Genomic DNA, 21479 nt, shown 5'->3' with positions numbered 1-21479 from the left:
GGGCCTGTCATCAAAGATTCTGAGGTACGCGCTCGAGGCAGCAGGACAGGATTCCTCAGGACCTCCGCGCCACACTGACCTACGGGCTCGCAGGCACCACAGAGGGACGACGTCGGACCGGACGGCACCAACATCCTCATCAGGACAGGGTGCCGGCGCAAGCCGGCATGGTCACTGACCTGCTCCAACCGGCCAAAGACGGCGACGAGTACACCGCACCACACGGCGGCAGAAAATCGGAACCGCGGCCGAGTCCCGGCCGCACCAAGAATTGCCGGTGACCGACCCTGATCTCTTTACCACGCCTTGCTGGCACTATCACGCGGTGCTACGCTGAAATTGCCGCGCGCGACGAATCATCCGCCCATTCATGAAGGCGCGCCACGGTCGCGCTCTCGGCAATTTCCAGCAGGCTTACCCTCAATAAGGAGAAGTGCAGTGGCTACTCTTTCTGTGCGTACCGCCGAGATGCAGGAATGCATTGACGCATGCATCGACTGCCGCTCGGTGTGTCGTAGCACCATGGACTACTGTATGCGCCAGGGCGGGGCGATGATGGACGCCGCTCTGATGCGGATGCTCCTGGACTGCAGCGACATGTGCGGCACGTGCGCCGACATGATCATGCGGGACTCGGGCAGCATGAAGGACATATGCCGCATGTGCGCGGACATGTGCACCCGGTGCGCCGACATGTGCGCGAAGATGCCCGACGACCAGCAGATGGCGGCCTGCGCGGAGGCCTGCCGCAGGGCCGCGGCCGCGTGCCGGACACTGGCGACGGCCAAGTAGACGGCGCTCTCACAGACACGTTCGAGGCGGTGGCATCCACGGGTGCCACCGCCTTCGCGCTGCACGGACCCGAGCACACGGGATTCACCGATGCCGGGGGCCCGCCCTTCCGAATCCGCTACCGGCCCGCACCCCCAGACGGCCTCGGAACTGTACTCCACAATGTCGACGGCAATAGTTAGTATTCCCTGGCGGCAGTGACCGCGGGATCCCTGCCGTCTAGACACACCAGCCCTGGGGTCCGGGGTCGTCAGTCGGCCGTCAGCGACGCGGCGGCCGTGGCGCCAAGGTCCCCCGATCATTCCCGTCCCGTTCCCGGCTACCGGGCATGCCGTGTCGCCGGGTGAACTAGCGTCCAGGCCATGACGACGGACCACATCGCGGGGCACCTGCGGCCCGGCGGCCACCCGCCCGGCGGCGTGCGCTACAGCGCCGACGTGAAGGTCGAGCAGCACCGCCTGCCGCGGACGTACGCCGCCTTCGCCGCGCTGCGTGACGCGACCGGCGAGGAGACCGCGGCGGTGGTTCAGGTTCTCGCGCTTTACGGACATGCGGTCGACAACGGTGACACGGAGCTTCTGGCACAGGTGTTCATCGACCCGCCGGCCCTCGACCCGGCGACGTCCCCGTCCCACCACACCGTCAACACGGAGGTGAAACGGGTCCCCGGCGGTCTCGCCGCGTGGAGCAGGCTGGTGACGATCGCCGGCGACGGCAGCGTCGCGAGCGCCGACGTCGTCGACGCGCTCACCGAGACGCCGGCCGGCTGGCGGGTGACCAGCCGGACCGTCCACCCGCGCCATGGCGGACCGACCGTCGTCGCCGACGGGGAGGCACCGTGGGCGTGAGGATCGTGCCGGTCGACGCGGCCACCTACGCCGAAGTGTGCGGCCTGCTCGCCAAGCATCCGCACGTGTTCGACAACATCGCGCTGGACGCCGTGCCGACGGCATACACCGACGACGCCGAGCTGGGCGGGGCGCCGCTGGCGGAGGTCGCGAGCGGGATTCCGTTCGGGCGGGTGATGTACCCACACCACACCACCGACATCGCCGTCCACCGGGTCGACGACGACACGCTGCGGGTGTGGGCGAAGTACTTCGTGATCCGCGGCGACGGCACCGCGGGATCGGGTGACTACCAGGACACCGTGGTCCGCACGTCGCAGGGCTGGCGGATCGCCGAGCGGTCGGTCAGCCGCGGCAACCGGCCCGACAACGACCCCGACGGCCCCTCGACGCGGACCCTGTCCGCCGCCACCTGGATACCGACTGAGGGTTGATCGACTCCGCCGTCACTGCGGGGCGTCGGCGGGAAGCGGCGGCGGGGTAGGGAAGGGACGGCTCGGGATCTCCCTGCGCAGCAGCCAGCCCTGCCGTCACCATCACGTTAGGACGCCAGACGGACCAGGGACGGAAATCCACGCATCCTCGCGGGCGATCTGGCCGCCGCCGACCGTGGGCATGTTGGGATCTTGGCGCCACCGCTGCGGCGTCGCTGATGACCAACTGACGGGACAGCCGGCGGAGCTTGCTCAACTTGACGGGCCGAGTGCAACTCATCCGAACCGCGAAGAAATGTCCAGGGCGCAGCGGACCACAGTGGAGAGATCGTGCGACCCGCCGCCGTGGTCAGCCGTCCTGCCTGTTGCCCCCGGGCAACACGGGATCAGTACCCCGGGCGGGCGGTCCGCGAGGCCAGCACGTCATGCAGAATGTTGACGCGTCGCTGCAGATAGCGGGTCTGCGAGCCGAACCAACCAGGTGCCCAGAACCAAGACGTGAAGACACCGACCCGGGTCGGTGAGCCGACGAGCGCATGCGCGGCGTTGAGTCGCTTGGCTGTGGCGCCGAGGCCGACGAGGCTCCAGAACGGGATGATCTGGTTCCACCACTGGCTGTTCGCCCTGCGCGGCTGGCCGAGGATCGCGGACAGCTCGCTGTTGATCCTGTCGTACCAGATGAAGTAGTAGATCGAGAACGTGATCACGCAGAGCCACCACAGGCCCCACGCGCCCTGCTTGCGCGGGATGAGAGAAATAGCGCCGATCGGAGGCCGGGCCGAGGCGACGGCCTGGCCGGGCTGGGGTGATAGCGGCGGATCCGATATCTGAGCCGGCCGCAGGTCGGCGCGCGGCGCAGCCATCTGTTCACTGCCCGTCGGATAGTTTGCCTCAGTCATCGGACCCCCGTATGGATCGTCATGGTTCTTCCCGAAAACCAGAGGATCTCCGGGGGACCGGAGTGTAGCCCGCACCGCGAAGCTGCCAATAGCTCGAGGGGTCTTGGAGCCTGACTCCGATGTCGACCGCCCCCTGCTTGACGTTGCAGTGGATGCGGGCCGGCGAGCGGTCGCCGGACGGGATACAGGGGTTGCTGGGTCAGGCAGCCTGGGATCCTGGTCCCGCGAACGAGTCAACGTTGCGCCGGGTCTTCGCACTGTCGGACCCCCGGACCGCCTTCTACGTCGGCTCTGGGAAGTCAGCCCCTGACGGACCGCCGGATCCCCACGCTGGCCAGGATGCTTTGACCCGATCTACTGTTCGGCGCGGGAGGCGACCGTCAGCCGGCCAATGCCTTCTTATACCGACGGCACCAGCGACACGACCGGCGTGGTTTGCAGCGTCGGGATCATCACGACCGACCCGCCAGGTAGGACAGGCTCGGAGGCAGGTGCGCGACGGGGACCAGCCGCCGGCTGGTCCAGCCCCGGAGGAACTCGCCGCCTTTTCGCCGAGCCAGTCGCCGAGCCAGGCCGTCGGCGGCCGCGGTCGGGTTGGCCTCGACCTCGGCGTCGATGTGTCGCCAGGTGGTGATCCCCATCTCGTAGCGCTCGTCGTCGCGGAGCGCGTCGTCGGCCCGCGCACGGACGTTGTCGGGGGAGGAACCGTCGGCTTCCACGCAGATCTTCATCTGGAGGCAGTACCGGTCCATGCGCCGGCGTCCGATGGGCACCTGCCGACCGGCGCTTCTGGCAGGCTTCGCCCCTCGACTCAGCCCCATCCGCTGCGGGCATGGGCGGCCCTTTTGCCGCTGACACGGTTGATGAACGTACCGGGATCCCGACGAGATACGGGCACTTTCGTGTCACGCGCGGGTACCATACGTCGAAGCACCGATTCTGATCTTCGCGACGGGGCAGGGTCCGCATGGCCGTTTTCATCAGCTATCACAGCAGCAAAAAGGCCGTCGTACAGCATCTGGCCGCCTACTTCGCCCGCCACGCGATCACTACCTGGTACGCCCCCCGCGACGTCCCGCCGGGGTCAGACTGGGATGCCGAGATCTCACGGGCCATCAAAAACTCCACCGCCCTCGTTTTACTGTTCTGTTCGTCCGCCGACTCGAGTATGCACGTGAAGAGGGAAATACTACTCGCAGATAAAGCGCGCATACCGATCTACTGGGTGCGACTCGAGAAGGTCGAACCCGAGAAACTGGGATATTTTCTGAACGCGACCCAGTGGATCGACTGGCTCGACAAGCGCGACACCACACTTGACACGCTTGTTCAGGACCTCAAGAACCCGGTCTCGCCGGGCAGAGATCTGGAACCGAACGAGATCGATCGGACGGCCCTGCCCTCGACGGAGGTCCCGGTCGAGGGCTGGCCGGCCGAGTTCATCGCCTTCGAAAATGAAAGGGTCGCCGCCGACGCTGCCGCACACAGCTATTTTCGCATTGCACAGGAATCGCCGGACCGGAGCCTTGTCCTGCCCACCGGAAGAGCCGCCACACAGCTCTTCCGAGGGATGCTCCGAGTCGCCGGAGACTACGCACCACACCCTTTCGGTGACGCACGTCTCGTTTCGGACACCGAGACCTTCGGCGTGCACGAGCGTCACTACACGTCACGCACTCGCCACGTGGTCGAAACCTTGGTCGAGCCGCTGAACGAGAAAGGCCTGGGCCCGAGCGAGAGTCAGCTGAATCTCTTGACGGGTCAGATCACAGACGATGATCCCATCCTCCGGACGCAACGAGTGCTGCGGCTCTGGCCACCCGCGGTGCACGCCGTGTCGGTCTCCCCTGCCGGCGAGGTCCTCGGCTACGAGGTCGGTTCGTACTCCGACCCCGAAGAGATCGTGAGCGACGGCTGTCGAATCGTGGAGCTGAGCGAGCAGGGCAGGAAGTACATCGATCCGAACCAGCCGTCACGTTCCGTGATCACGGTGGGTCTCGGCACGGCCCTCGAGTCCCCCGGGCTCATGGTCCTCGGATTCGATCGGAGCAAGGCACGGATCATTCACCAGATGGCCCACTATCCGGAGACGGCCGGGATTCCCGCGACGCTGCTGCGCCGACACGACCATGCCGTGATCGTGGGGACGCGAGCGGTGGCCGAGGCCGCGGACATCAGGAACGCGCGCGTGCCCGCGTCCGCCGAGGAGGGTTGCGAGTGGATTCTTCGCAGGTTCAGCCAGTGAGTTCGCCGGTCATCGCCATGGTCGGCATGGTGACGATCGACTATCTGTACGTATTGGAGAGTCACCCTGTCGAGGGCAGCACCAATGCAGCTAAGGCCCACCGTGTCGTCGCTGGCGGGCCAGCGGGACGGAGTGCGATCACCGCCGGGCGCCTCGGCGGCGATGTCCGCGCTCTGGGGATGTGCGGAAATGATCTGCATGCCGACGTCCTGCGAGGCGAGTTCGGCCGTGAACCGCTGAGCCTGACCCTTTTCCCCGAAGACCAACCGAGCCAGCACTCCTGCGTGATGGTCGCCGAAGACAGTGGCAGCCGCACCATCATCTGGACGCCTCAGCCCCGGGCGAACCAGCAGCTTCTCGATGCAGTGGACGATACTCTCCGCGGTGCGGCGGCGGCCCTGCTGGACTGTACCGATCCGGTGCTCAGCCGAGCCGCGATCGATTCCTGCCGCAAGTTCGAAATACCCGTGATCATCGATACAGGATCGTACCGGGAGTCAAGCGAAGAGTTTCTCTCTAGAGTAGACTACATCATCGCCCCGGAGAAGTTCTTCAGCGCAAGGCATCCCGAGGAGAGCCTCGAGGATGGCATGCGGAAGGTCTACTCCGATTTTCAGCCGGCGGTGCTCGCCGCAACGCGTGGTGAACTGGGCGGAATTTACCTGGATGCCTCCGGCGCACACTCGTACGACCCCCATCCGGTAACGGTGGTCGACAGCTGTGGCGCAGGTGACACCTTCCACGGCGCCTTCGCCTGGGCGATCGCGACCGGAGCGCCGGCGGAAAAGGCGTTCCGTATCGCGTCCTGGACCGCGGCGCGGAAATGTTCGGCACTCGGGAACGACGGCCTCCCCGATGTCGCGGCTTTTGCTGCCGCACGGGAAGTATAGATACCGAACCCAAGCAGCGGATCACGGGAGCGTCCGCCATACCTCTCGATGGAAATCTTGCTTTCGACGAATCTGCCCACAGGACCACGTTCCGAGCCAGGCGGATGTTCCCAGCCCGGTCCGGACGGCCCGGCCCGGCCCGGGGATACGTTGTGCCCATGGCGGCGGACGAGGGGACGAAGTCGGCGGGCCTCGGCGTGGCTGTGCTGTCCGCGGCCGTCATCGGGGGTGCGGCGGGAGCGTCTCTCGCCGCCCACCGGGGCCGGCGGGTGGCTGGGCTGGGCGGGCTGGCGGGTGCGGCCGCGCTGGCGGCCTCCGAAGCCGTCGCGCGCGCCCGGCAGCGGCCTGGCGAGATACCCGCGCTGTGGCAGCGGATCGCGACCAGCGCGGCGCTCGTCGCACCCGCCGGGTGGGCGGCCGGGCGGCTGACCGGCGCCGGCCCCGTCACGGTGGGGGCGGCGACCGGGAGCGTCGGCGGCCTGCTCGGGCTCCGGCCGCAGAAGGTGCTTCTCGGGCCACCGTTCGGGGCCGCCGTGGGCGCGGCGCTGGCGGCACGCGGCCGCGCCCACGGCGGCCCCGTGCCGGCCGCCGCCGTCGCCGCCGTCACGATGGCGGCCTATCGGACCGCGTCCTCGCTGGTGTTCCGGGACGCGCAGGTGGGCCTGCTCGCAGAACGGGTCCCGGCGGAGAAGCTGCCTTTCGTCGTGCCCTGGCAGTCGCGCTCGCGCGTTGTCGGCACCGGCTACGTCCGGGAGCTGGCCGACGAGCTCGGCGGCAGCTATGTCGCCGACGCGGCCGACGTGGGAATCGTCGCGTCCATGGACGACCTGGCCGGCCCGGACTTCGACCCCGCGGCCGTCGACCCGCTCGTCCGGGAGTTCTACGAGCACACCACCCGTTTCACGCTCGACATCGTGCCGCGGTGGCGGCTGTGGGTTCGTCCCGGCTACCTGCTCTACCGGAACGCGCTGGCCCGTCCGCTGGGGCAGGCGAACGTGCCGATGAACCAGCGGGAGACCCAGCGGGGCATCCGGAGCCGGATCGACACGATCACCCTTCCCGGCGTCGGCGTCGGCGTCGGCACCGACACGGTGGCGGTCCGCGGCTGGATCCGCTCGTTCGCCGACACCGACGAACCCATCTACGTGGGCATTTACACGACCTACCGGCACGGCGACCGGGGATATGTCAGCGTCGGCTTCCCGCTGGCCCAGTCCAGTTTCACAGCCACGCTGCTGCCGCGCGCCCGGCCCGACGGCGGCCTGGCCCTGACCAGCCGCAGCGACCTGGAGCACCCCGGCCACTACCTCGCCTACCGTGACCCGTCCGACGGCACCCTCACCGCACTGGTCGTCCACGGTTTCACCGAGGATCTCAACGTTTACCGGCAGGACGGCGACCTCCGCGCCGAACACGCCTTCTCCCTGTTCGGGATCCCCTTCCTCGTCCTCCACTACCTCATCACCCGCAAAAGCCCGAGCCCGATGTGAACCGGCGCGGACGAGGCGGCACCGCGGGCGGCGGTGGGAGGAATCCCACCTGGGTGGATGCCGCTGTCTCCGGCTGACCGTCGCGTTCGGCGCTCGGCAGTCCGGCGGCCGTGGGGCGGGCCACGCGGATCTGGGCATGCGCCGAGGTCAGCGGGGTGGCCGCGGCAGTCCGATGACCGTCCCGCGCGGTTCGATCCTGTTCTGTGACAATTCCGATCCCGTGATCTTGTCTGTCCGGTAGCCATCCTGGTTGGGTGACCATGCCCGCCGTCGTCCCCGTCAGTCTGCTGGCGTCCTTTCTGTTCGCCTCGTCCGCCGCCCTGCAGCAACGCGCCGCCGGGCGGAGCAGTTTCGCGAAGCGCGCCGACAGCGCGCACGCCGTACCCGGAGTGGGGCTGCTGGCCGAGCTCGTCCAGGACAGGCTGTGGGTGCTGGGCTGGACGGCGAACATCGGCGGGTTCTGCGTGCAGGCCGCCGCGCTGCACCTGGGGTCGGTGGCCGAGGTGCAACCGCTGATGGTCTGCCAGCTGCTGTTCGCGCTCCCACTCGGCCTCGTCGGCACCGGCCGGCGGATGTCCGGAGCGGCCTGGTGGGGCGCGGCGGGGATCTGCGCCGGGCTGGCCGCCCTGCTGTCGTTCCGGGGAGACCTGCCTATGGTGGCCGGGGTCGACCGGCCACGGCTGCTCCTCACCATCGGGGCGATGGCGCTCGTCGCCGGTGCGCTGACCGTGGTCTCTCTCGGGCGGTCGCCCACCGCCCGGGCCGTCCTGTTCGGGGTCGCCGCAGGCATGGTCTACGCGCTGACCGCCGTCCTCATGAAGGAGTCCGCGGACCGGCTCGTGACAGACGGCTTCGTGGCCACGGCGGGCGACTGGTGTGGCTTCGGGCTCGCCGCGGCCACACTGTCCAGTCTGCTGCTCGGGCAGGCCGCCTACGCCAGCGGTCCGCTCGCGCCCGCGCTCACCGCCATGAACATCACCAACCCGGTGGTCTCCTGCCTGCTGGCGGTGCTGCTCTACGGCGCCCCGGTGCCGAGCACCATCTTCCAGCTACTCGGCGTAACCGTGGGGGCCGCACTGATCGTCACCGGGGTCGTGCTGCTGGCCCGCACGCCGACGCTGCCCCGCCCCAGCAGCCAGTTGCCCTGACCAGCCGGGCCGGCACCGAGCGAGGGCCGGGCGGGGACGCGAGCCCGGTCCGGTCAGTGGCGGCCCTGGTTTCCGAACAGTCCGCCGAAGCCACCGAGCCCACCGGGGCCGCCGCCGCCGAAGCCACCCGGGCCCCCGCCGTGTCCTCCGTGCCCGCCACCATGCCCGCCGAGCTGGTTGCCGGCGAACCCGCCCTGGCCGAGCCCGAACTGGCCGGCCAGGCCGGAGCCGGCGAGCGCGTTGTAGGGCGGCAGCAGCTCGCAGGGCTGGACGATCACGAAGCCCTCGCCGGAGAACTGGAGCTGCCAGCTCTCCCCGGTGTTGCCCCGCGGCTTCCAGGCCGCGCTGGAGGTGACCGCGGCCTGCATCGAGACCTGCAGGCTCGATGACCAGCCGACGACGGCGTCGGCGTCGGCGAAGTAGTAGTTCTGGGTGGTCACCCGCATCACCAGCGGGGCGCCCGAGGTGCACACGACGGCCTGGCCGTTGCCGCGCAGCTCGATCTGGTAACCGCCGACGCCGGCGATGCCCACCTGGCTGTCGACACGGACGAGATCCCAGTTCAGGCCGGCGTCGAACGCGAGCACGTTCTTACCGTCCACGGTCAGGCCGTCACCCGCCAGGTCGAGGATGTGGATGTCCTGGGCCTGGTTGGCGAGGTAGACCGTGCCGGAGCCGGCGACGTTCATCAGGTTCAGGCCCTCGCCGCCGCTGAAGAAGCTGCGGAACCGGGAGCCCCAGCCCTCCCAGTGGGCGTCGAAGGTCGCGGCGCCCTGGTAGGCGACCATGGCGCCGCGCCGGGCGTAGAACTCGCGCATCCCCTGCGCGCCGAGGGTCGCCTTGAGCATCTTGCCGTTCTGCAGGGCGAACCGCTCGCCGCTGGTGACCTCGGGGTTGCCGAGCAGGCTGCTGCGGATGCCCCCGGCCGGCCCACCGCCGGGCCCCGGCGGCATCCCACCGGGCGGCATCGGTGGCATACCTCCAGGAGGCATCCCTCCCGGCATGCCGGGACCGGGTCCGGGCGGAAACCCGCCAGGGGGCATCCCGCCGGGCTGGCCGCCGTACATCCCGCCGTGCGTCATGATCAGATCCTCTCACCCACGCCGGCGATCAGCCGCGTACCGAGAACGAGGGCCGCTCGTCCTCGCTCGGCTGCACCACGACGAAGCCCTGGCCCGAGAAGCCGAGCTGGAACGCCTCCCCCGATCCGCGCCCGATGAGCCCGCCGAGCCGGGCGGTGCGCCGCGGCTCGACGCGCAGGCCGTCGGTGTAGGCGACGAGCGCGTCGGTGTCGACGAACGTCGGCGCCTCCCGGGTGTCCAGCATGATCGGGTTGCCCTTGGCTGTCAGCGCCACCCAGCCATGGCCGCGGACCACGACGTTGAACATCCCCATGCCGGAGAGCATGTTCACGCCCTTGACCCGCTCGATCCCCCACTGCAGGTTCGCGTCGAAGGCCAGGACGTTCTTGCCGTTGATGGACAGGCCCTCGCCGGCGAGCTGGGCGACAATGACCTCCTTGCCGTAGTCGGCCAGGTAGAGCAGCCCCTGACCGGTCGCGGTCATCAGCGGGACGCCCTCGCCCGTCGCCCAGGAGGACGCGATCCGCCCGAGCTGCGGCGGCTGCGGGTTGAAGTCGATCAGGCCCTCGTAGGCGATCATCGAGCCGACCCGGGCGAACAGGTCCTGGCCCGGCTGCATGACCACCTTGGCGATCTTGGACCCGTGCCTGCTCATCCGGTCCATGATCGGAGTCGGGCCGTAGTTGTTCATCAGGCTGCCCTGCACGGCCTGCTCCCCTCTTCCCGCGCACCCGCGGGAACGCCCGGGATCGCCCCGGCGCGCATCTCAGCCATCCCGGCGCGCATCTGCGACCTCATGGGGTCAGACCTCATACGGCTGGACGACGACGAAGTGGCCGGCGAACCCCATGAACTGCAACGCGAACGACTCGCCGCTGGCTCCCGCGTAGATCTGGCGGGAGATGCGGACCTGGGTGGACACGCTCACCCGCATGCCGGACGTCCACGCCACCAGCGCGTTCATGTCGGCGAACGTGGGACCGGCGACGTTGAGGGTCATCGGCGTGCCCTTGGTCATCACGACGACCGACCCGGGCCCGGAGACCTCGAAGTGGAAGAAGCCGCCGCCGGGGATGCCGGGGCTCTCGATGCGGCGGACCTCCGAGCGCACGGTGGCGTCCATCGCCAGCAGGTTCTTCGAGTTGATGCACAGCGACTGGTTGCCGAGCTCGACGATGTGCAGGTCGGAGGCGTCCTGGGCAAGGAAGACCTCGCCGTTGCCCTTGCACGTCATGAGCTTGAGGCCCTGGCCGGTGAGCTTCTCCTCGATCAGCCCGCGGATCCCGCCGCTCTTGTAGTCGAACTCGACGTTGCCCTGGTAGGCGACCATCGAACCGCGCAACGCCAGCGCCTCCGGGCCCAGGGTGACCTTGACCAGCTTGCTGTTCTGCTGGGTCCAGCGCCCCGCGGTCGGCACCTCGCGGTACGGGTTGAGGCTGTTCATGGCACCGGGCTGGACGGGGCGGGCCTGCGACGGCAGGACCTCCGTGGGCCCGAACCCGCCTGGCATCGGATGACCGGGCTGCTGCTGACCGGGCATCGGGTGGCCGGGCATCGGGTGGCCGGGTGGCTGCTGGCCGGGCGCGCCGTACCCCTGGGCGCCGGGCATCGCCGGCGGGGGCTGTGGCTGGGCGTAGCCCTGCTGGGCGTAGCCCTGCTGGGCGTAGCCCTGCTGCGCGCCGCCGGCCTGGCCGTAGGCCGGCTGTGGCTGACCGTAGCCCTGGCCGGGATGCGCCGGTGCCGGCGGCGCCGGCGGGGGCGGGGGCGGAGCCGGTGGGGGCCCGGGCGGGGCACCGAAGCCCGGCGCGGCAGGCGGCTTCTGCTGGCTGAAGGCGGGCGCGGGCGGCGCGCCGAACCCAGGCGCCGCCGGAGCCGCCGGAGCGGGCGTGGGCTCGGGCTCGTCGGCGACCTCGCCGCCGTAGCTGCGGATCAGCTCCGCCAGGCCACCCCGGAACCCCTGGCCGACCGCCGCGACGCGCCAGACGCCCTTGCGGTAGACGTCACCGATCATGACGGCGCGCTCGTCGGAGAAGTCGGCGCCGGTGAACGCGTAGCGGAGCACCTCCGTCCCACCGGCCACGATGCGCAGGTAACCGGACGTGATCTGCGCGGCACTGCCCGGGCCGTCCAGCGCCGCGCAGAACGACAGCTTCTGGATCGCGTCCGGGACCTTGTCGAGCGTCACCCGGAACGACTGGGTGTCACCGGACTGGGCGCCGAGGAGCTGGATCGAGGACTCGGGCGAGTTCGGCTGGTTGAAGAAGATGAAGTACCGGTCGTCGGAGAGCCGGTCGGCGCCGTCCAGCCCGAAACAGGACACGTCCCATTCGCCCGGCGCGTTGATCTGGATCCCGATGTACAGATCGGTGCCAGCGGTGATCGCCGACAGTTGGGACTTCTGCCCTCGACTGAACTGCGTTGCCACCGCGCTCCCTCCCGTCAGCGTGCCGGCTGAATCGGCGCGCGAGCGTCGCGCGCGTGGCCCGACCGCACCCGCACGAACCGGACTGTCCGGAAACTAGCAGCCCGGACGGCCCACGGCAGAACCTGTATGTGCCCGAAGGCCTGTCGGACCGCGGACACACAGCGCGACGGGGAACCCGGACGGTTGGCATGACACAACGGACTCTGCCCTCACCCCGGGTACGCGTCTGGCGTTGACTGTTCCCATGCGCTACGCGGCTGGCCTCTCCACCACGAAGAAGATCTCCAAGATCGGGCTCGGTACCTGGCAGTTCGGCTCGCGGGAGTGGGGCTACGGCTCGGCCTACGCCCAGACTGACGCCGCCCTGATCGTCCGGCGCGCTCTCGAGCTCGGCGTGACCCTGTTCGACACGGCCGAGATGTACGCGTTCGGGCGCAGCGAACGCATCCTCGGCCAGGCGCTGGCCGCCGCTCCCGGCGACGGCGTGCTCCCGGGAGCGGACGCGTCGGTCGCCGCGACCGCCGTGCCGCCGGAGGCGGCGTTCATCGCCACCAAGATCTTCCCGGTGCTGCCGCTGGCGCCGGTCGTCGAGCAGCGCGCCGTCGGCAGCGCGAACCGGCTCGGCGTGCACACGATCGACCTGTACCAGGTGCACCAGCCCAACCCCGTCGTCCGGGACGGCACGACGATGCGCGGGATGGCCGCGCTGCGCCGGGTCGGCCTCGTCGACGAGGTCGGGGTCAGCAACTACTCGCTCGAGCGCTGGCGCGCCGCCGAGGCCGCGCTCGGTGACCGCGTCCTGTCCAACCAGGTCCAGTACAGCCTGGTGCGCCGCGAGCCGGAGCGTGACCTGCTGCCGTACGCCCGCCGGGAGGGACGTCTGATCATCGCCTACAGCCCGCTGGCGCAGGGCCTGCTCTCCGGGCGCTACGACGTCACGAGCCGGCCCACCGGCGCCGTGCGGCTGGCGAACCCGCTGTTCCTCACCGAGAACCTGGCCCGGCTGACGCCCCTGCTGGACACGCTGCGCGAGGTCGGGGCGGCGCACGGCGCCAGCGCGTCACAGATCGCGCTGGCCTGGGTGATCCACCATCCGTCGGTGGTCGCGATCCCGGGGGCGTCGAGCGTGGCCCAGGTGGAGAGCAACGCGGCGGCCGCCGACATCGAGCTGACCGACGCCGAGTACGACGCGCTGACCTCGGCCGCGGAGAACTTCCAGCCGCTGACCGGCCCCGCCTCGTGGGCGGCCGTCGCGGCGGAGCGGATGCGCCGCCCCTGACCGCCGACCGCGATTGCCTGAGCCGCGGCTCGGGCAATCGCGGCTGTGAGCGGGCCGACACCGGGTTACATGAGTGGCTGACCGCCGTGATCGCCGGGGTCGTGGCCGCCGTCGTGACCGTCGTCGGAGAGGATGTGGAACGGCGGGCAGACCCCGGTCGAGTGGTGGGCGGCGGCCTCCAGGGCCTTGCGGACCCGCTCCTCGGGCTCCTCCCCCACCGTGCTGTGCAGCGACCCGCGCGCGTACTCCTCGCCGCAGCCCGCCGCGTCGTAGTTGTCGAGGGTGCGGCCGATCTGGTAGTCGGAGTCGATCCGGTACAGCTGCCCCCGGATGCCCACGAGGAACAGCCCGCCCGACTCGTTACCGGCGTCGTTGCGGGCGAAACCGCCGTCGCGCAGGCAGTCACGGACGACCGAGACGAACTCGGTCGCCATGAAGCGGTCGAGGTCCCAGCTGTGCGGCACGGGCGGGACGAGGCTGTACCGAAGCAGCTGCCCCATCCGGAACGAGTCCGTGAAGCCCATGACGAACTCGCCGTTGCGGAAGACCTTCGTATCCGCCCGGACCGTGATCGACCAGCCGGCTACGCCGGCGCTGTCTCCCCCGATCACGACCCGTCCGTCGTGCTCCACACCGACGATGCAGGTCACGGTTGAGGATGCTATCCGGTGCTTCGGACGGCCCGGCGACCTCGTCCCCTTCGTCCGCTTCCGACATGCCCAGATCCCATCCAGGGACGGGATCTCACCGGGCCGCGGCGACCGCCGGCAGGATCACCCGGTGCGTCCCGGCGTAGAGGTTCATCGACGACCCGCGGACGAACCCGGCAAGCGTCATCCCGGACTCCTCCGCCAGGTCGACGGCGAGCGCCGACGGCGCCGACACCGCGGCGAGCACCGGGATCCCGGCCAGCAGCGCCTTCTGCACCAGCTCGAACGACGCCCGGCCACTGACCAGCAGCACCAGCCCCCGCAGCGGCACCATCCCCGCCCGCGCCGCCCACCCGACGACCTTGTCGACCGCGTTGTGCCGGCCGACGTCCTCGCGCACCGCCAGCACCTCGCCGTCGGCGTCGGCGAGGGCGGCGGCGTGCAGGCCGCCGGTCGTCGCGAACAGCCGCTGCGCGCGGCGCAGCCGTCCCGGCAGGTCGACGAGCACCTCGGCGGTGATGCGCAGCGGGTCGTCGCGGATCTCGTACCGCCCGCGCAGCCGCACGGCGTCGATGCTCGCCCGCCCGCACACCCCGCACGAGCTCGTGGTGTAGAAGTTCCGCCGCAGGTCGACCTCCGGCTCGGGCACGCCGGGGGCGAGGGTCACGTCCAGCACGTTGTAGGTCAGCCGGCCCTCGCCGTCGACGGCGCCCTCGCTGCCGGCGCAGTAGCGCATGCCCGCGACGTCCGCGGCGGTCGCGATCAGGCCCTCCCCGATCAGGAAGCCCACGGCGAGGTCCATGTCGTCGCCCGGGGTCCGCATGGTGACCGCCAGCGGCTGGCCGCCGACCCGGATCTCGAGCGGTTCCTCCCCGACGACGGTGTCGGGCCGAAGCGTCGGCTCCGCCCCCAGAGTCACCCGCATGACCCGGCGTCGCGCGCTTGCTCGCCCCATAGCGACACGGTCCCCCAGGAGGGACGAGAAATCCATCATGTCGAGCCTTCGACGCCACGTTCACGGCATCCTCGGCGATCGCATCAGGACGGACCGAGCGCGTCGGGACACCCGGCCGGAAAACCATCCACCGTCAGCCAGAACCCGCCATTCCGGGCCAGGTGACGTTTGTGGGGCGGGGGACGTCCGGGGCGCGGCAGGGGTGTCTGTTCGGCGACGCGAGGCGGCGGGGCGGCGTGCACCTGCTACAGCTATGGGGCGGAGTGTGGGGCTGTGGGATCGTCACCGCCCGCCACGGGACGAGCGGGACTCTCGGACGAAAGGGTTGAAGAGGGATGGGAATGAAGCGGTTCATGTCGCGGCTCGGGGTCGGCGCCGCCGAGGTGGAGACCGTGCTGGACCGTCCGGACGCACTGCCCGGCGCAGTGGTGACCGGACTGACCACCATCAAGGGTGGCAAGGTCGAGCAGGAGATCGAGAAGGTGCTCGTCGCGCTGGAGGCGACGGTCGAGGTCGAGACCGACGACTCCACCTGGTACGAGCAGGTGACCTTCGGTACGCAGCAGATCGGCGGCGGCTTCGTCATCCAGCCCGGGCAGGAGCAGTCCGGGCGCTTCGAGCTGCCGGTGCCGTGGCAGACGCCGATCACGGATGTCGCCGGCTGGCACCTGCGCGGGATGAAGATCGGCGTGCGGACGACGCTGTCGATTCCCGGCGCGCTGGACCCGGGTGACCTGGACCCGGTGTCGGTGCACCCGCTGCCCGTGCAGGAGGCGGTGCTCGCCGCGCTCGGCGACCTGGGCTTCCACTTCCACACCGCGGACGTCGAGAAGGGCCGCCTGCACGGCTCCGACCTGCCCTTCTACCAGGAGATCGAGCTCAAGCCGTCCGGCGAGTACGCCCGGCGGATCAAGGAGCTGGAGGTCACCTTCCTCGTCGACGGCAACGGGATGGACGTCGTTCTGGAGGCGGACCGCCGGGGCGGGCTGCTCTCCTCCGGCGGCGACCAGCTCAGCCGGTTCCGGGTCGGCCACCATGACACCGACCGCCACCAGCTCGCCGGCGCGCTGCACCAGCAGCTGCAGGCCCTCGGCGCGCGCCGTGGCTGGTTCTGAGCGCTCGCCGGCCTGACCGCCGGTCCCGTCTCCCGGCGATGCGTGGCGGCTGGGTGAGTCCAGGCTGTTACTCAATCGCCACGGTTCCTCGGCAGGGTGCGTACGGGCCGGGCCGGGCCGGTGTGAGTATTCATCGCTTCCGGCCTGCTCCGAAGTACCCGATGCCCACCGCCGATCGGTACTAGCCGGCCGGCGCCGCGTCCCGGGCGGCGTCCGCGCGGTCGAGCAGGACGCCGGCGGCGGACAGTCCCGCCAGGCCCAGGCACAGCGGCGAGTAGACGCGCCGGTCCAGTCGGCGGAACCGGTCGGAGACGGAGCCCCGGGACACCAGGTCGGTCAGACCGGCCGCTCCCAGCAGCCCGCGGCTCGCGAGCACCGCGACGACACCGGTCACGCCGGCCCGGTGCAGGGCGTCCAGGCGCGGTATGCGGCGGGGCGGGTGCGCGACGACGGCGGCCGCCGCGACCAGCGCACCCGCGACCGTGAAGCACTGGCCGGCGCCGGGCACGCCCGGAGTGCCCGCGGCAGCCGGCCTGCCGACGACGGCATCGGCGAGCGCCGCCCGGTCGGCCAGGGGCCAGCTCGACCCGGCGCCCCACGCCGCGTGGAGGATCCCGGCTCCCGCCAGGCCCGCCGCGCCCGTCCACCGACTCACCGCCGCCACACTCACGCCCGCAGTCTGGCACGGTCCCGGTTCCCGGCGACCTGGCTCGCCGGCAGCTGAGCCGGCGGACACAGCTGGACGTCCCGCTCGAACTCGGGCCCGAGCGGACGACACGTCAGACGGCGGGCGGTTCGGAGGTCACCGGAGCTCCCGGAGGATGCCCCGGCCTTCGGGCCGGGGAGGAAGCCGGTCTCCCGCGGAGCGGGATGGGACGGGCCTCCTCAGCACTCCCCGTGACGGGCGGTTCGCTGCGCAGACCCGTCCCGGCGCGAGAACTCGTCGAGTTCATCGTCGATCGACCACCCGAGGCTCCTTCAACCCGCCGGGTGACCGCGAGCATTCTGTGTTGTGCGGAAAGTGGCGACGCCGAGAGCAACCTTCCGACCCCCCACAGCGACAGTTCGGGTGGAAGCGTCGGAGAGCGGCATCCACCGAGGAGGGGCGAAGACGGGTCGGCTGGTGGCCGCCGCTGAAAGGACGACATTGGTGGCACGCCGAACAAGCACCAGACACACGTACCGGAGGGAATCGACCTCGAGCGGGGAGGCGGCACCGGCCGGCCCGGCACGCGGAGCGCGTCCGCGGGCCGGGTGGGGCGTCCCCGTCATGATGGCGACGCTGGCCCTCGGGGCCGGCACACTGTTCGCCGGGTGCCAGCCGTTCGACGGCACCCCGGTGGGCGGCGGGGGCGCTCCGGCACCGACGTCCTCGCCGACCGCGGGCCCGACCGCTCCGGTCACGCAGACACCGACAGCCGGGCCGGGTAGCCCGTCGCCGTCGGCGCCGCCGGTCACCGCGACGCCGAGCGCCGGACCGTCTGCTCCCGCGAGCCCGACCACGGCACCGACCGCAGGGCCGACGACCTCCGCGAGCCCGGGCGCGCCCGCGTCGCAGGGGCCGCTGCCGAGCTGGCCGCGCGCCACCGCGGACGTGGACGTCAGCAGCACCATCTCGGTGACGGGCACGTTCGACGGCGGCCTCAGGCGTTACTCCGGTGTCAGCGACGGCGGCCAGGAGGAGGGCCAGGACCCGATCTTCGAGGTGGCCGACGGCGGAACGGTCCAGAACGTGATCATCGGGTCGCCGGCCGCGGACGGCATCCACTGCAAGGGCACCTGCACCCTGCGCAACGTGTGGTGGGAGGACGTCGGCGAGGACGCGGCGACGTTCAAGGGCACGTCCGCGGCACAGACCATGACCATCGACGGCGGCGGGGCCCGCGGCGCCTCGGACAAGGTGTTCCAGCACAACGGACCCGGCACGATGGTCATCCAGAACTTCCAGGTGCAGGACTTCGGCAAGCTGTACCGGTCGTGCGGGAACTGCTCGAAGCAGTACGCCCGGCACGTCGTCGTCCGCAACGTCACCGTGACGGCGCCGGGCAAGACGCTGGTCGGCGTCAACACGAACTACGGGGACTCCGCCCAGCTGTCCGGCGTCACCATCGTCGGCGACAGCAGCCGGAAGATCAGTATCTGCGACCGCTACACCGGCAACAGCAGCGGCTCCGAGCCGACGAAGACGGGCAGCGGGGCGGACGGGACGTACTGCCGCTACACGCCGTCCGACATCACCTACCGGTAGTCCCACCAGTAGGACTACCGGTAGGCGGGCCGGCCGCCACGCCGATCCGGCCGGTCAGGCCGGGTCGGCGTAGTCGATCTCCGCGTTCCCCGAGCTGGTGGACGCGCGCAGGCGGCGCGTCGCCAACGGGTCCGTTCGCACACCGACCAGGGTGTTGCCCGACCCGGTGTGGACCTCGGTCGCGTACACCTCACCGTCGTCCGGCACGGTGATCCGCACGTTGCCCGACGCCGAGTGCGCGGAGACGTCCTCGGGGGCGGTGGCCAGCTCGATGCGCACGTTCCCCGACGCCGTGGACGCGTCGACCTCGGTGGCGGTGACGCCGACCGCGCGCAGGTTCCCCGAGGCCGTCGACATCGTCAGCTGGGCACGGGCACCGTCCACCCGGACAGTCCCGGATCCGCTGCGCAGTGTCGCCGCGGAGAGCAGGTCGGTCGCCTCGACCTCGCCGGAGCCCGTTTCGGCGACCACCCGGATGCCCGCCGGCACGCGGACCGCGAACGACGCCTCGCAGTCCCAGAACCCCCCGCCGCAGTCGGCGTCGAGGGTGAGGACGCCGTCGCGGACCTCGGCCGACATCGCCGGGACGGAGACCGTCCCGGCGAGACTGCCCTCGACGTCGACGACGCGCCCGGCAGCGCCCGCGATCTGGATGCGGCCGGAGTTGGTGTGGACCCGGACCATCTGGACGTCACCGGAGAACACCCGGTGCTCCACCCGCCGCACCTCGCCGGACGTCTCGTCGACGGTCTGCACGCCGCAGACCGCGGTGCCCACGACGGCGAGCAGCGCGCCGACGGCGAGCGCGGCCCGCCGGCCCGGCTCAGACATCGCCGCGCCCCGCGCTCGCCGGACGGGACGGCTGCTCGCCGCGGGCGCCGGCGCCGCCGACTCCGCCGCCGGCGGCGGAGTCCAGGAAGCGCAGGACGGCGAGCACGCGACGATGGTCGTCCTCGGCCGGGGCCAGGCCGAACTTGGTGAAGATGCCGGTCACGTGCTTCTCGACCGCCCGTTCGGTGACCACGAGCGCGGCCGCGATCGCGGTGTTCGACCGGCCCTGCGCCATGAGCGCCAGCACCTCGGACTCCCGTCTGGTCAGGCTGGCGAGCGGGTCCCGCCGGCGCGAGCGGAGCAACAGCTGGGTGACGACCTCCGGGTCGAGCACGGTGCCGCCGGCGGCGATCCGGTGCAGCGCCTCGCGGAAGTCGGCGACGTCGGAGACCCGGTCCTTGAGCAGGTAGCCGACTCCCCGCGCCTGCCCGGCGATCAGGTCGACGGCGTAGCGCTCCTCGACGTACTGGGACAGCACGAGCACCGCGACGTCCGGCCACTGCCGGCGCAGGACGAGCGCGGCGCGGATGCCCTCGTCGGTGAAGGTCGGCGGCAGGCGGACGTCGACGACGCACACCTGCGGCTTGATCCGGGCGACCGCCCGCAGCAGGCTCTCGCCGTCCCCGACCGCGGCGGTGACGGTGCAGCCGTCCTCCTCGAGGAGCCTGGTCAGCCCCTCCCGCAGCAGGACGGAGTCCTCCGCGATCATGATGTTCACCGGTTCACCGCCCCGGGCCGGCCGGCCCCGGTCATGTCGCGTCCCCGCATGGCAGCTCCATCCGCAGGGTCGTCCCGCCACCGGGCGGGCTGACGAGTTCGAACGCGCCGTCGACGGCGCGGGCGCGGTCACGCAGGCCGGCGATCCCGGAGCCGGCGCCCTCCCTGGCCCCGCCCCGCCCGTCGTCGGACACCTCGACCGTCAGCCGGTTCCCGGCCCGGCGCACGGCGATGCGGACGTGCCGGGCCTGCGCGTGGCGGGCGATGTTGGTCAGCGCCTCCGCGACGAAGAAGTAGGCCACCGACTCGGTCGAGATGTCCGGCCGCGGTGTGGCCTCTATGTCGAGGGTGACGGGTACCGGGGAGCGGGCGGCGAGGCCCGACAGCGCGGCGTCCAGCCCGCGGTCCGTGAGCACGGACGGATGGATCCCGCGGGCCAGGTCCCGCAGCTCGACCAGCGCCCGCTTGGTCTCCGCGTGGGCTTCGGCGATGAGCCCGTGGGCGCCGTCCGGGTCGTCGGCGAAGCGCGCCTGGGCGCGGCCCAGGGTCATCGCGACGGCGACGAGGCGCTGCTGGGCGCCGTCGTGCAGGTCCCGCTCGATGCGGCGCCGCTCGGCGGCGGCCGCGGCGACCATCCCGGCCCGGCTGGACTCCAGGTCGTCCACCCGGGCCAGTAGCTCGGGATCGCCCGGTGGGGAGAGCACCAGCCGCGCCAGCGCGAGGTGCGCGGTGACCACCCCGCGGGCGATCCACGGCGCGGCGAGCAGGACGACCAGCCCGACGCCCACGTGGAACGCCAGCGAGCCGCCGTAGCCCAGGTTCATCCCGAAGACCCGGCCGCCGTCGGCGAGCGCGTGCCCGTACAGCGGGAACATCAGGAACGACAGCCCGCCGCCCCACGCGCAGAAGACCACCCAGGCGCCCAGCCAGCCGAACAGCGGCAGGACGACCAGGGCGTAGAGGACCTCCAGCCAGTTCCCCCGGCCGCGCAGCCGGAGCCAGCCGCGGCGGAACCAGCTCGGGGTGTCGGCGGGGGGCGTCCCGGGGGGTACCGAGCCCGGCGGGGGACGAAGCCACAGCCGCTGGCGGAGCACCACCCGGAACCGCCAGGCGTCCACGACCGCCGCCATCCGCGCGCTGAACAGGGCGAACCACACCAGTGGGAGGCCGAGAAGCGCCACGAACATCATCGGGATGCCGGCGGCGATCGCGACGAGGACCACGACGAAGGCCACGGTGGCGACCACCGCCGACTGGGCCACGAAGATGGTGGCGGTCCAGCCGGCCGGCCCGTAGGTCGCCCGCACGGCGTCCACGACCGCCCGACGCACCCCACGCGCCGCTGTTCCGGGCACCGCTGTTCCGGGCACCGCTGTTCCGGGCACCGCTGTTCCGGGCACCGCTGTTCCGGGCACCGCTGTTCCGGGCACC

The 21479-nt window shown here is 71.1% G+C and carries 21 protein-coding genes; 10 read left to right on the top strand and 11 right to left on the bottom strand.

What is annotated here, in order from left to right; translation table 11 throughout:
- The first annotated feature begins 438 nt into the window (after positions 1–438).
- From MXD62_RS35445 to MXD62_RS35435, 3 genes are all read left to right on the top strand, one after another.
- Positions 439–792: a four-helix bundle copper-binding protein gene (locus MXD62_RS35445; RefSeq protein ID WP_368862504.1), complete on the top strand. Its 354-nt coding sequence runs from the start codon at positions 439–441 to the stop codon at positions 790–792.
- A gap of 362 nt (positions 793–1154) precedes the next feature.
- A complete protein-coding gene (locus tag MXD62_RS35440) occupies positions 1155–1640 on the top strand; it encodes a nuclear transport factor 2 family protein (protein WP_248833699.1) in 486 nt (161 codons plus the stop codon).
- Positions 1631–2074, top strand: a complete 444-nt coding sequence (locus MXD62_RS35435; protein WP_368862503.1) for a nuclear transport factor 2 family protein — start codon at positions 1631–1633, stop codon at positions 2072–2074. The genes MXD62_RS35440 and MXD62_RS35435 overlap by 10 nt, the downstream gene beginning before the upstream one ends.
- A 386-nt stretch (positions 2075–2460) precedes the next feature.
- Here MXD62_RS35435 and MXD62_RS35430 read toward each other — a convergent pair whose 3' ends face one another.
- Both MXD62_RS35430 and MXD62_RS35425 read right to left on the bottom strand, forming a co-directional pair.
- Positions 2461–2973: a hypothetical protein gene (locus tag MXD62_RS35430; RefSeq protein WP_248833697.1), complete on the bottom strand. Its 513-nt coding sequence runs from the start codon at positions 2971–2973 to the stop codon at positions 2461–2463.
- Positions 2974–3425: 452 nt separating this feature from the next.
- Positions 3426–3746: a DUF559 domain-containing protein gene (locus MXD62_RS35425; protein WP_248833696.1), complete on the bottom strand. Its 321-nt coding sequence runs from the start codon at positions 3744–3746 to the stop codon at positions 3426–3428.
- A 194-nt stretch (positions 3747–3940) separates the two neighbouring features.
- Here MXD62_RS35425 and MXD62_RS35420 point away from each other — a divergent pair, with 194 nt between their 5' ends.
- The 4 genes from MXD62_RS35420 to MXD62_RS35405 all read left to right on the top strand — a co-directional run bounded on the left by MXD62_RS35420 (position 3941) and on the right by MXD62_RS35405 (position 8746).
- A complete protein-coding gene (locus MXD62_RS35420) occupies positions 3941–5218 on the top strand; it encodes a TIR domain-containing protein (RefSeq protein ID WP_248833695.1) in 1278 nt (425 codons plus the stop codon).
- A complete protein-coding gene (locus MXD62_RS35415) occupies positions 5215–6108 on the top strand; it encodes a PfkB family carbohydrate kinase (RefSeq protein ID WP_248833694.1) in 894 nt (297 codons plus the stop codon). The genes MXD62_RS35420 and MXD62_RS35415 overlap by 4 nt, the downstream gene beginning before the upstream one ends.
- Positions 6109–6266: 158 nt before the next feature.
- The gene (locus MXD62_RS35410) at positions 6267–7598 is read left to right on the top strand and encodes a hypothetical protein (protein ID WP_248833693.1); all 1332 of its coding nucleotides are present in this window, start codon (positions 6267–6269) and stop codon (positions 7596–7598) included.
- A 260-nt stretch (positions 7599–7858) separates the two neighbouring features.
- Positions 7859–8746: a DMT family transporter gene (locus MXD62_RS35405; protein WP_248833692.1), complete on the top strand. Its 888-nt coding sequence runs from the start codon at positions 7859–7861 to the stop codon at positions 8744–8746.
- Between the two features lie 53 nt (positions 8747–8799).
- On the opposite strand, the gene MXD62_RS35400 is transcribed toward MXD62_RS35405, so the two are convergent.
- From MXD62_RS35400 to MXD62_RS35390, 3 genes are all read right to left on the bottom strand, one after another.
- On the bottom strand, positions 8800–9828 hold the full coding sequence (locus tag MXD62_RS35400; protein ID WP_248833691.1) for an AIM24 family protein: 1029 nt from the start codon (positions 9826–9828) through the stop codon (positions 8800–8802).
- Between the two features lie 28 nt (positions 9829–9856).
- Positions 9857–10534, bottom strand: a complete 678-nt coding sequence (locus MXD62_RS35395; protein ID WP_020459910.1) for an AIM24 family protein — start codon at positions 10532–10534, stop codon at positions 9857–9859.
- Positions 10535–10630: 96 nt separating this feature from the next.
- Positions 10631–12253 (bottom strand): TerD family protein, encoded by a 1623-nt coding sequence (locus MXD62_RS35390; RefSeq protein WP_248833690.1) that lies wholly within the window; start codon positions 12251–12253, stop codon positions 10631–10633.
- Between the two features lie 244 nt (positions 12254–12497).
- Between MXD62_RS35390 and MXD62_RS35385 the strand changes: the two genes are divergently transcribed.
- Positions 12498–13532 (top strand): aldo/keto reductase, encoded by a 1035-nt coding sequence (locus MXD62_RS35385; protein ID WP_248833689.1) that lies wholly within the window; start codon positions 12498–12500, stop codon positions 13530–13532.
- A gap of 65 nt (positions 13533–13597) precedes the next feature.
- Here MXD62_RS35385 and MXD62_RS35380 read toward each other — a convergent pair whose 3' ends face one another.
- The gene (locus MXD62_RS35380) at positions 13598–14182 is read right to left on the bottom strand and encodes a hypothetical protein (RefSeq protein WP_248833688.1); all 585 of its coding nucleotides are present in this window, start codon (positions 14180–14182) and stop codon (positions 13598–13600) included.
- A 94-nt stretch (positions 14183–14276) separates the two neighbouring features.
- A complete protein-coding gene (fdhD, locus tag MXD62_RS35375; protein WP_020459906.1) occupies positions 14277–15137 on the bottom strand; it encodes a formate dehydrogenase accessory sulfurtransferase FdhD in 861 nt (286 codons plus the stop codon).
- 335 nt (positions 15138–15472) lie between these two features.
- Between fdhD and MXD62_RS35370 the strand changes: the two genes are divergently transcribed.
- Positions 15473–16252, top strand: coding sequence for a sporulation protein (locus MXD62_RS35370; RefSeq protein ID WP_020459905.1), 780 nt, complete (start codon positions 15473–15475; stop codon positions 16250–16252).
- Between the two features lie 181 nt (positions 16253–16433).
- Here MXD62_RS35370 and MXD62_RS35365 read toward each other — a convergent pair whose 3' ends face one another.
- Positions 16434–16907 carry a DUF3995 domain-containing protein gene (locus MXD62_RS35365; protein WP_248833687.1) on the bottom strand — a complete coding sequence of 158 codons (474 nt, stop codon included), beginning with the start codon at positions 16905–16907 and terminating at the stop codon, positions 16434–16436.
- 495 nt (positions 16908–17402) lie between these two features.
- Here MXD62_RS35365 and MXD62_RS35360 point away from each other — a divergent pair, with 495 nt between their 5' ends.
- Complete coding sequence (locus MXD62_RS35360) at positions 17403–18500, top strand: pectate lyase (RefSeq protein ID WP_368862502.1); 1098 nt, start codon at positions 17403–17405, stop codon at positions 18498–18500.
- Positions 18501–18554: 54 nt separating this feature from the next.
- On the opposite strand, the gene MXD62_RS35355 is transcribed toward MXD62_RS35360, so the two are convergent.
- From MXD62_RS35355 to MXD62_RS35345, 3 genes are read right to left on the bottom strand one after another with little or no spacing between them, the layout of a single operon-like run.
- A complete protein-coding gene (locus MXD62_RS35355; protein WP_248833685.1) occupies positions 18555–19331 on the bottom strand; it encodes a DUF4097 family beta strand repeat-containing protein in 777 nt (258 codons plus the stop codon).
- Positions 19324–20040: a response regulator transcription factor gene (locus MXD62_RS35350; RefSeq protein ID WP_251082834.1), complete on the bottom strand. Its 717-nt coding sequence runs from the start codon at positions 20038–20040 to the stop codon at positions 19324–19326. Before MXD62_RS35350 ends, MXD62_RS35355 begins: the two co-directional genes overlap by 8 nt.
- A gap of 40 nt (positions 20041–20080) precedes the next feature.
- On the bottom strand, positions 20081–21478 hold the full coding sequence (locus MXD62_RS35345; protein ID WP_248833683.1) for a histidine kinase: 1398 nt from the start codon (positions 21476–21478) through the stop codon (positions 20081–20083).
- Position 21479: the final 1 nt, after the last annotated feature.

Source organism: Frankia sp. Mgl5 (assembly GCF_023242985.1).
GTDB classification, from domain to species: domain Bacteria; phylum Actinomycetota; class Actinomycetes; order Frankiales; family Frankiaceae; genus Parafrankia; species Parafrankia soli.
The sequence above is the reverse complement of the archived record's forward strand: the minus strand, read 5'-3'. Positions and strand labels throughout refer to the sequence as shown.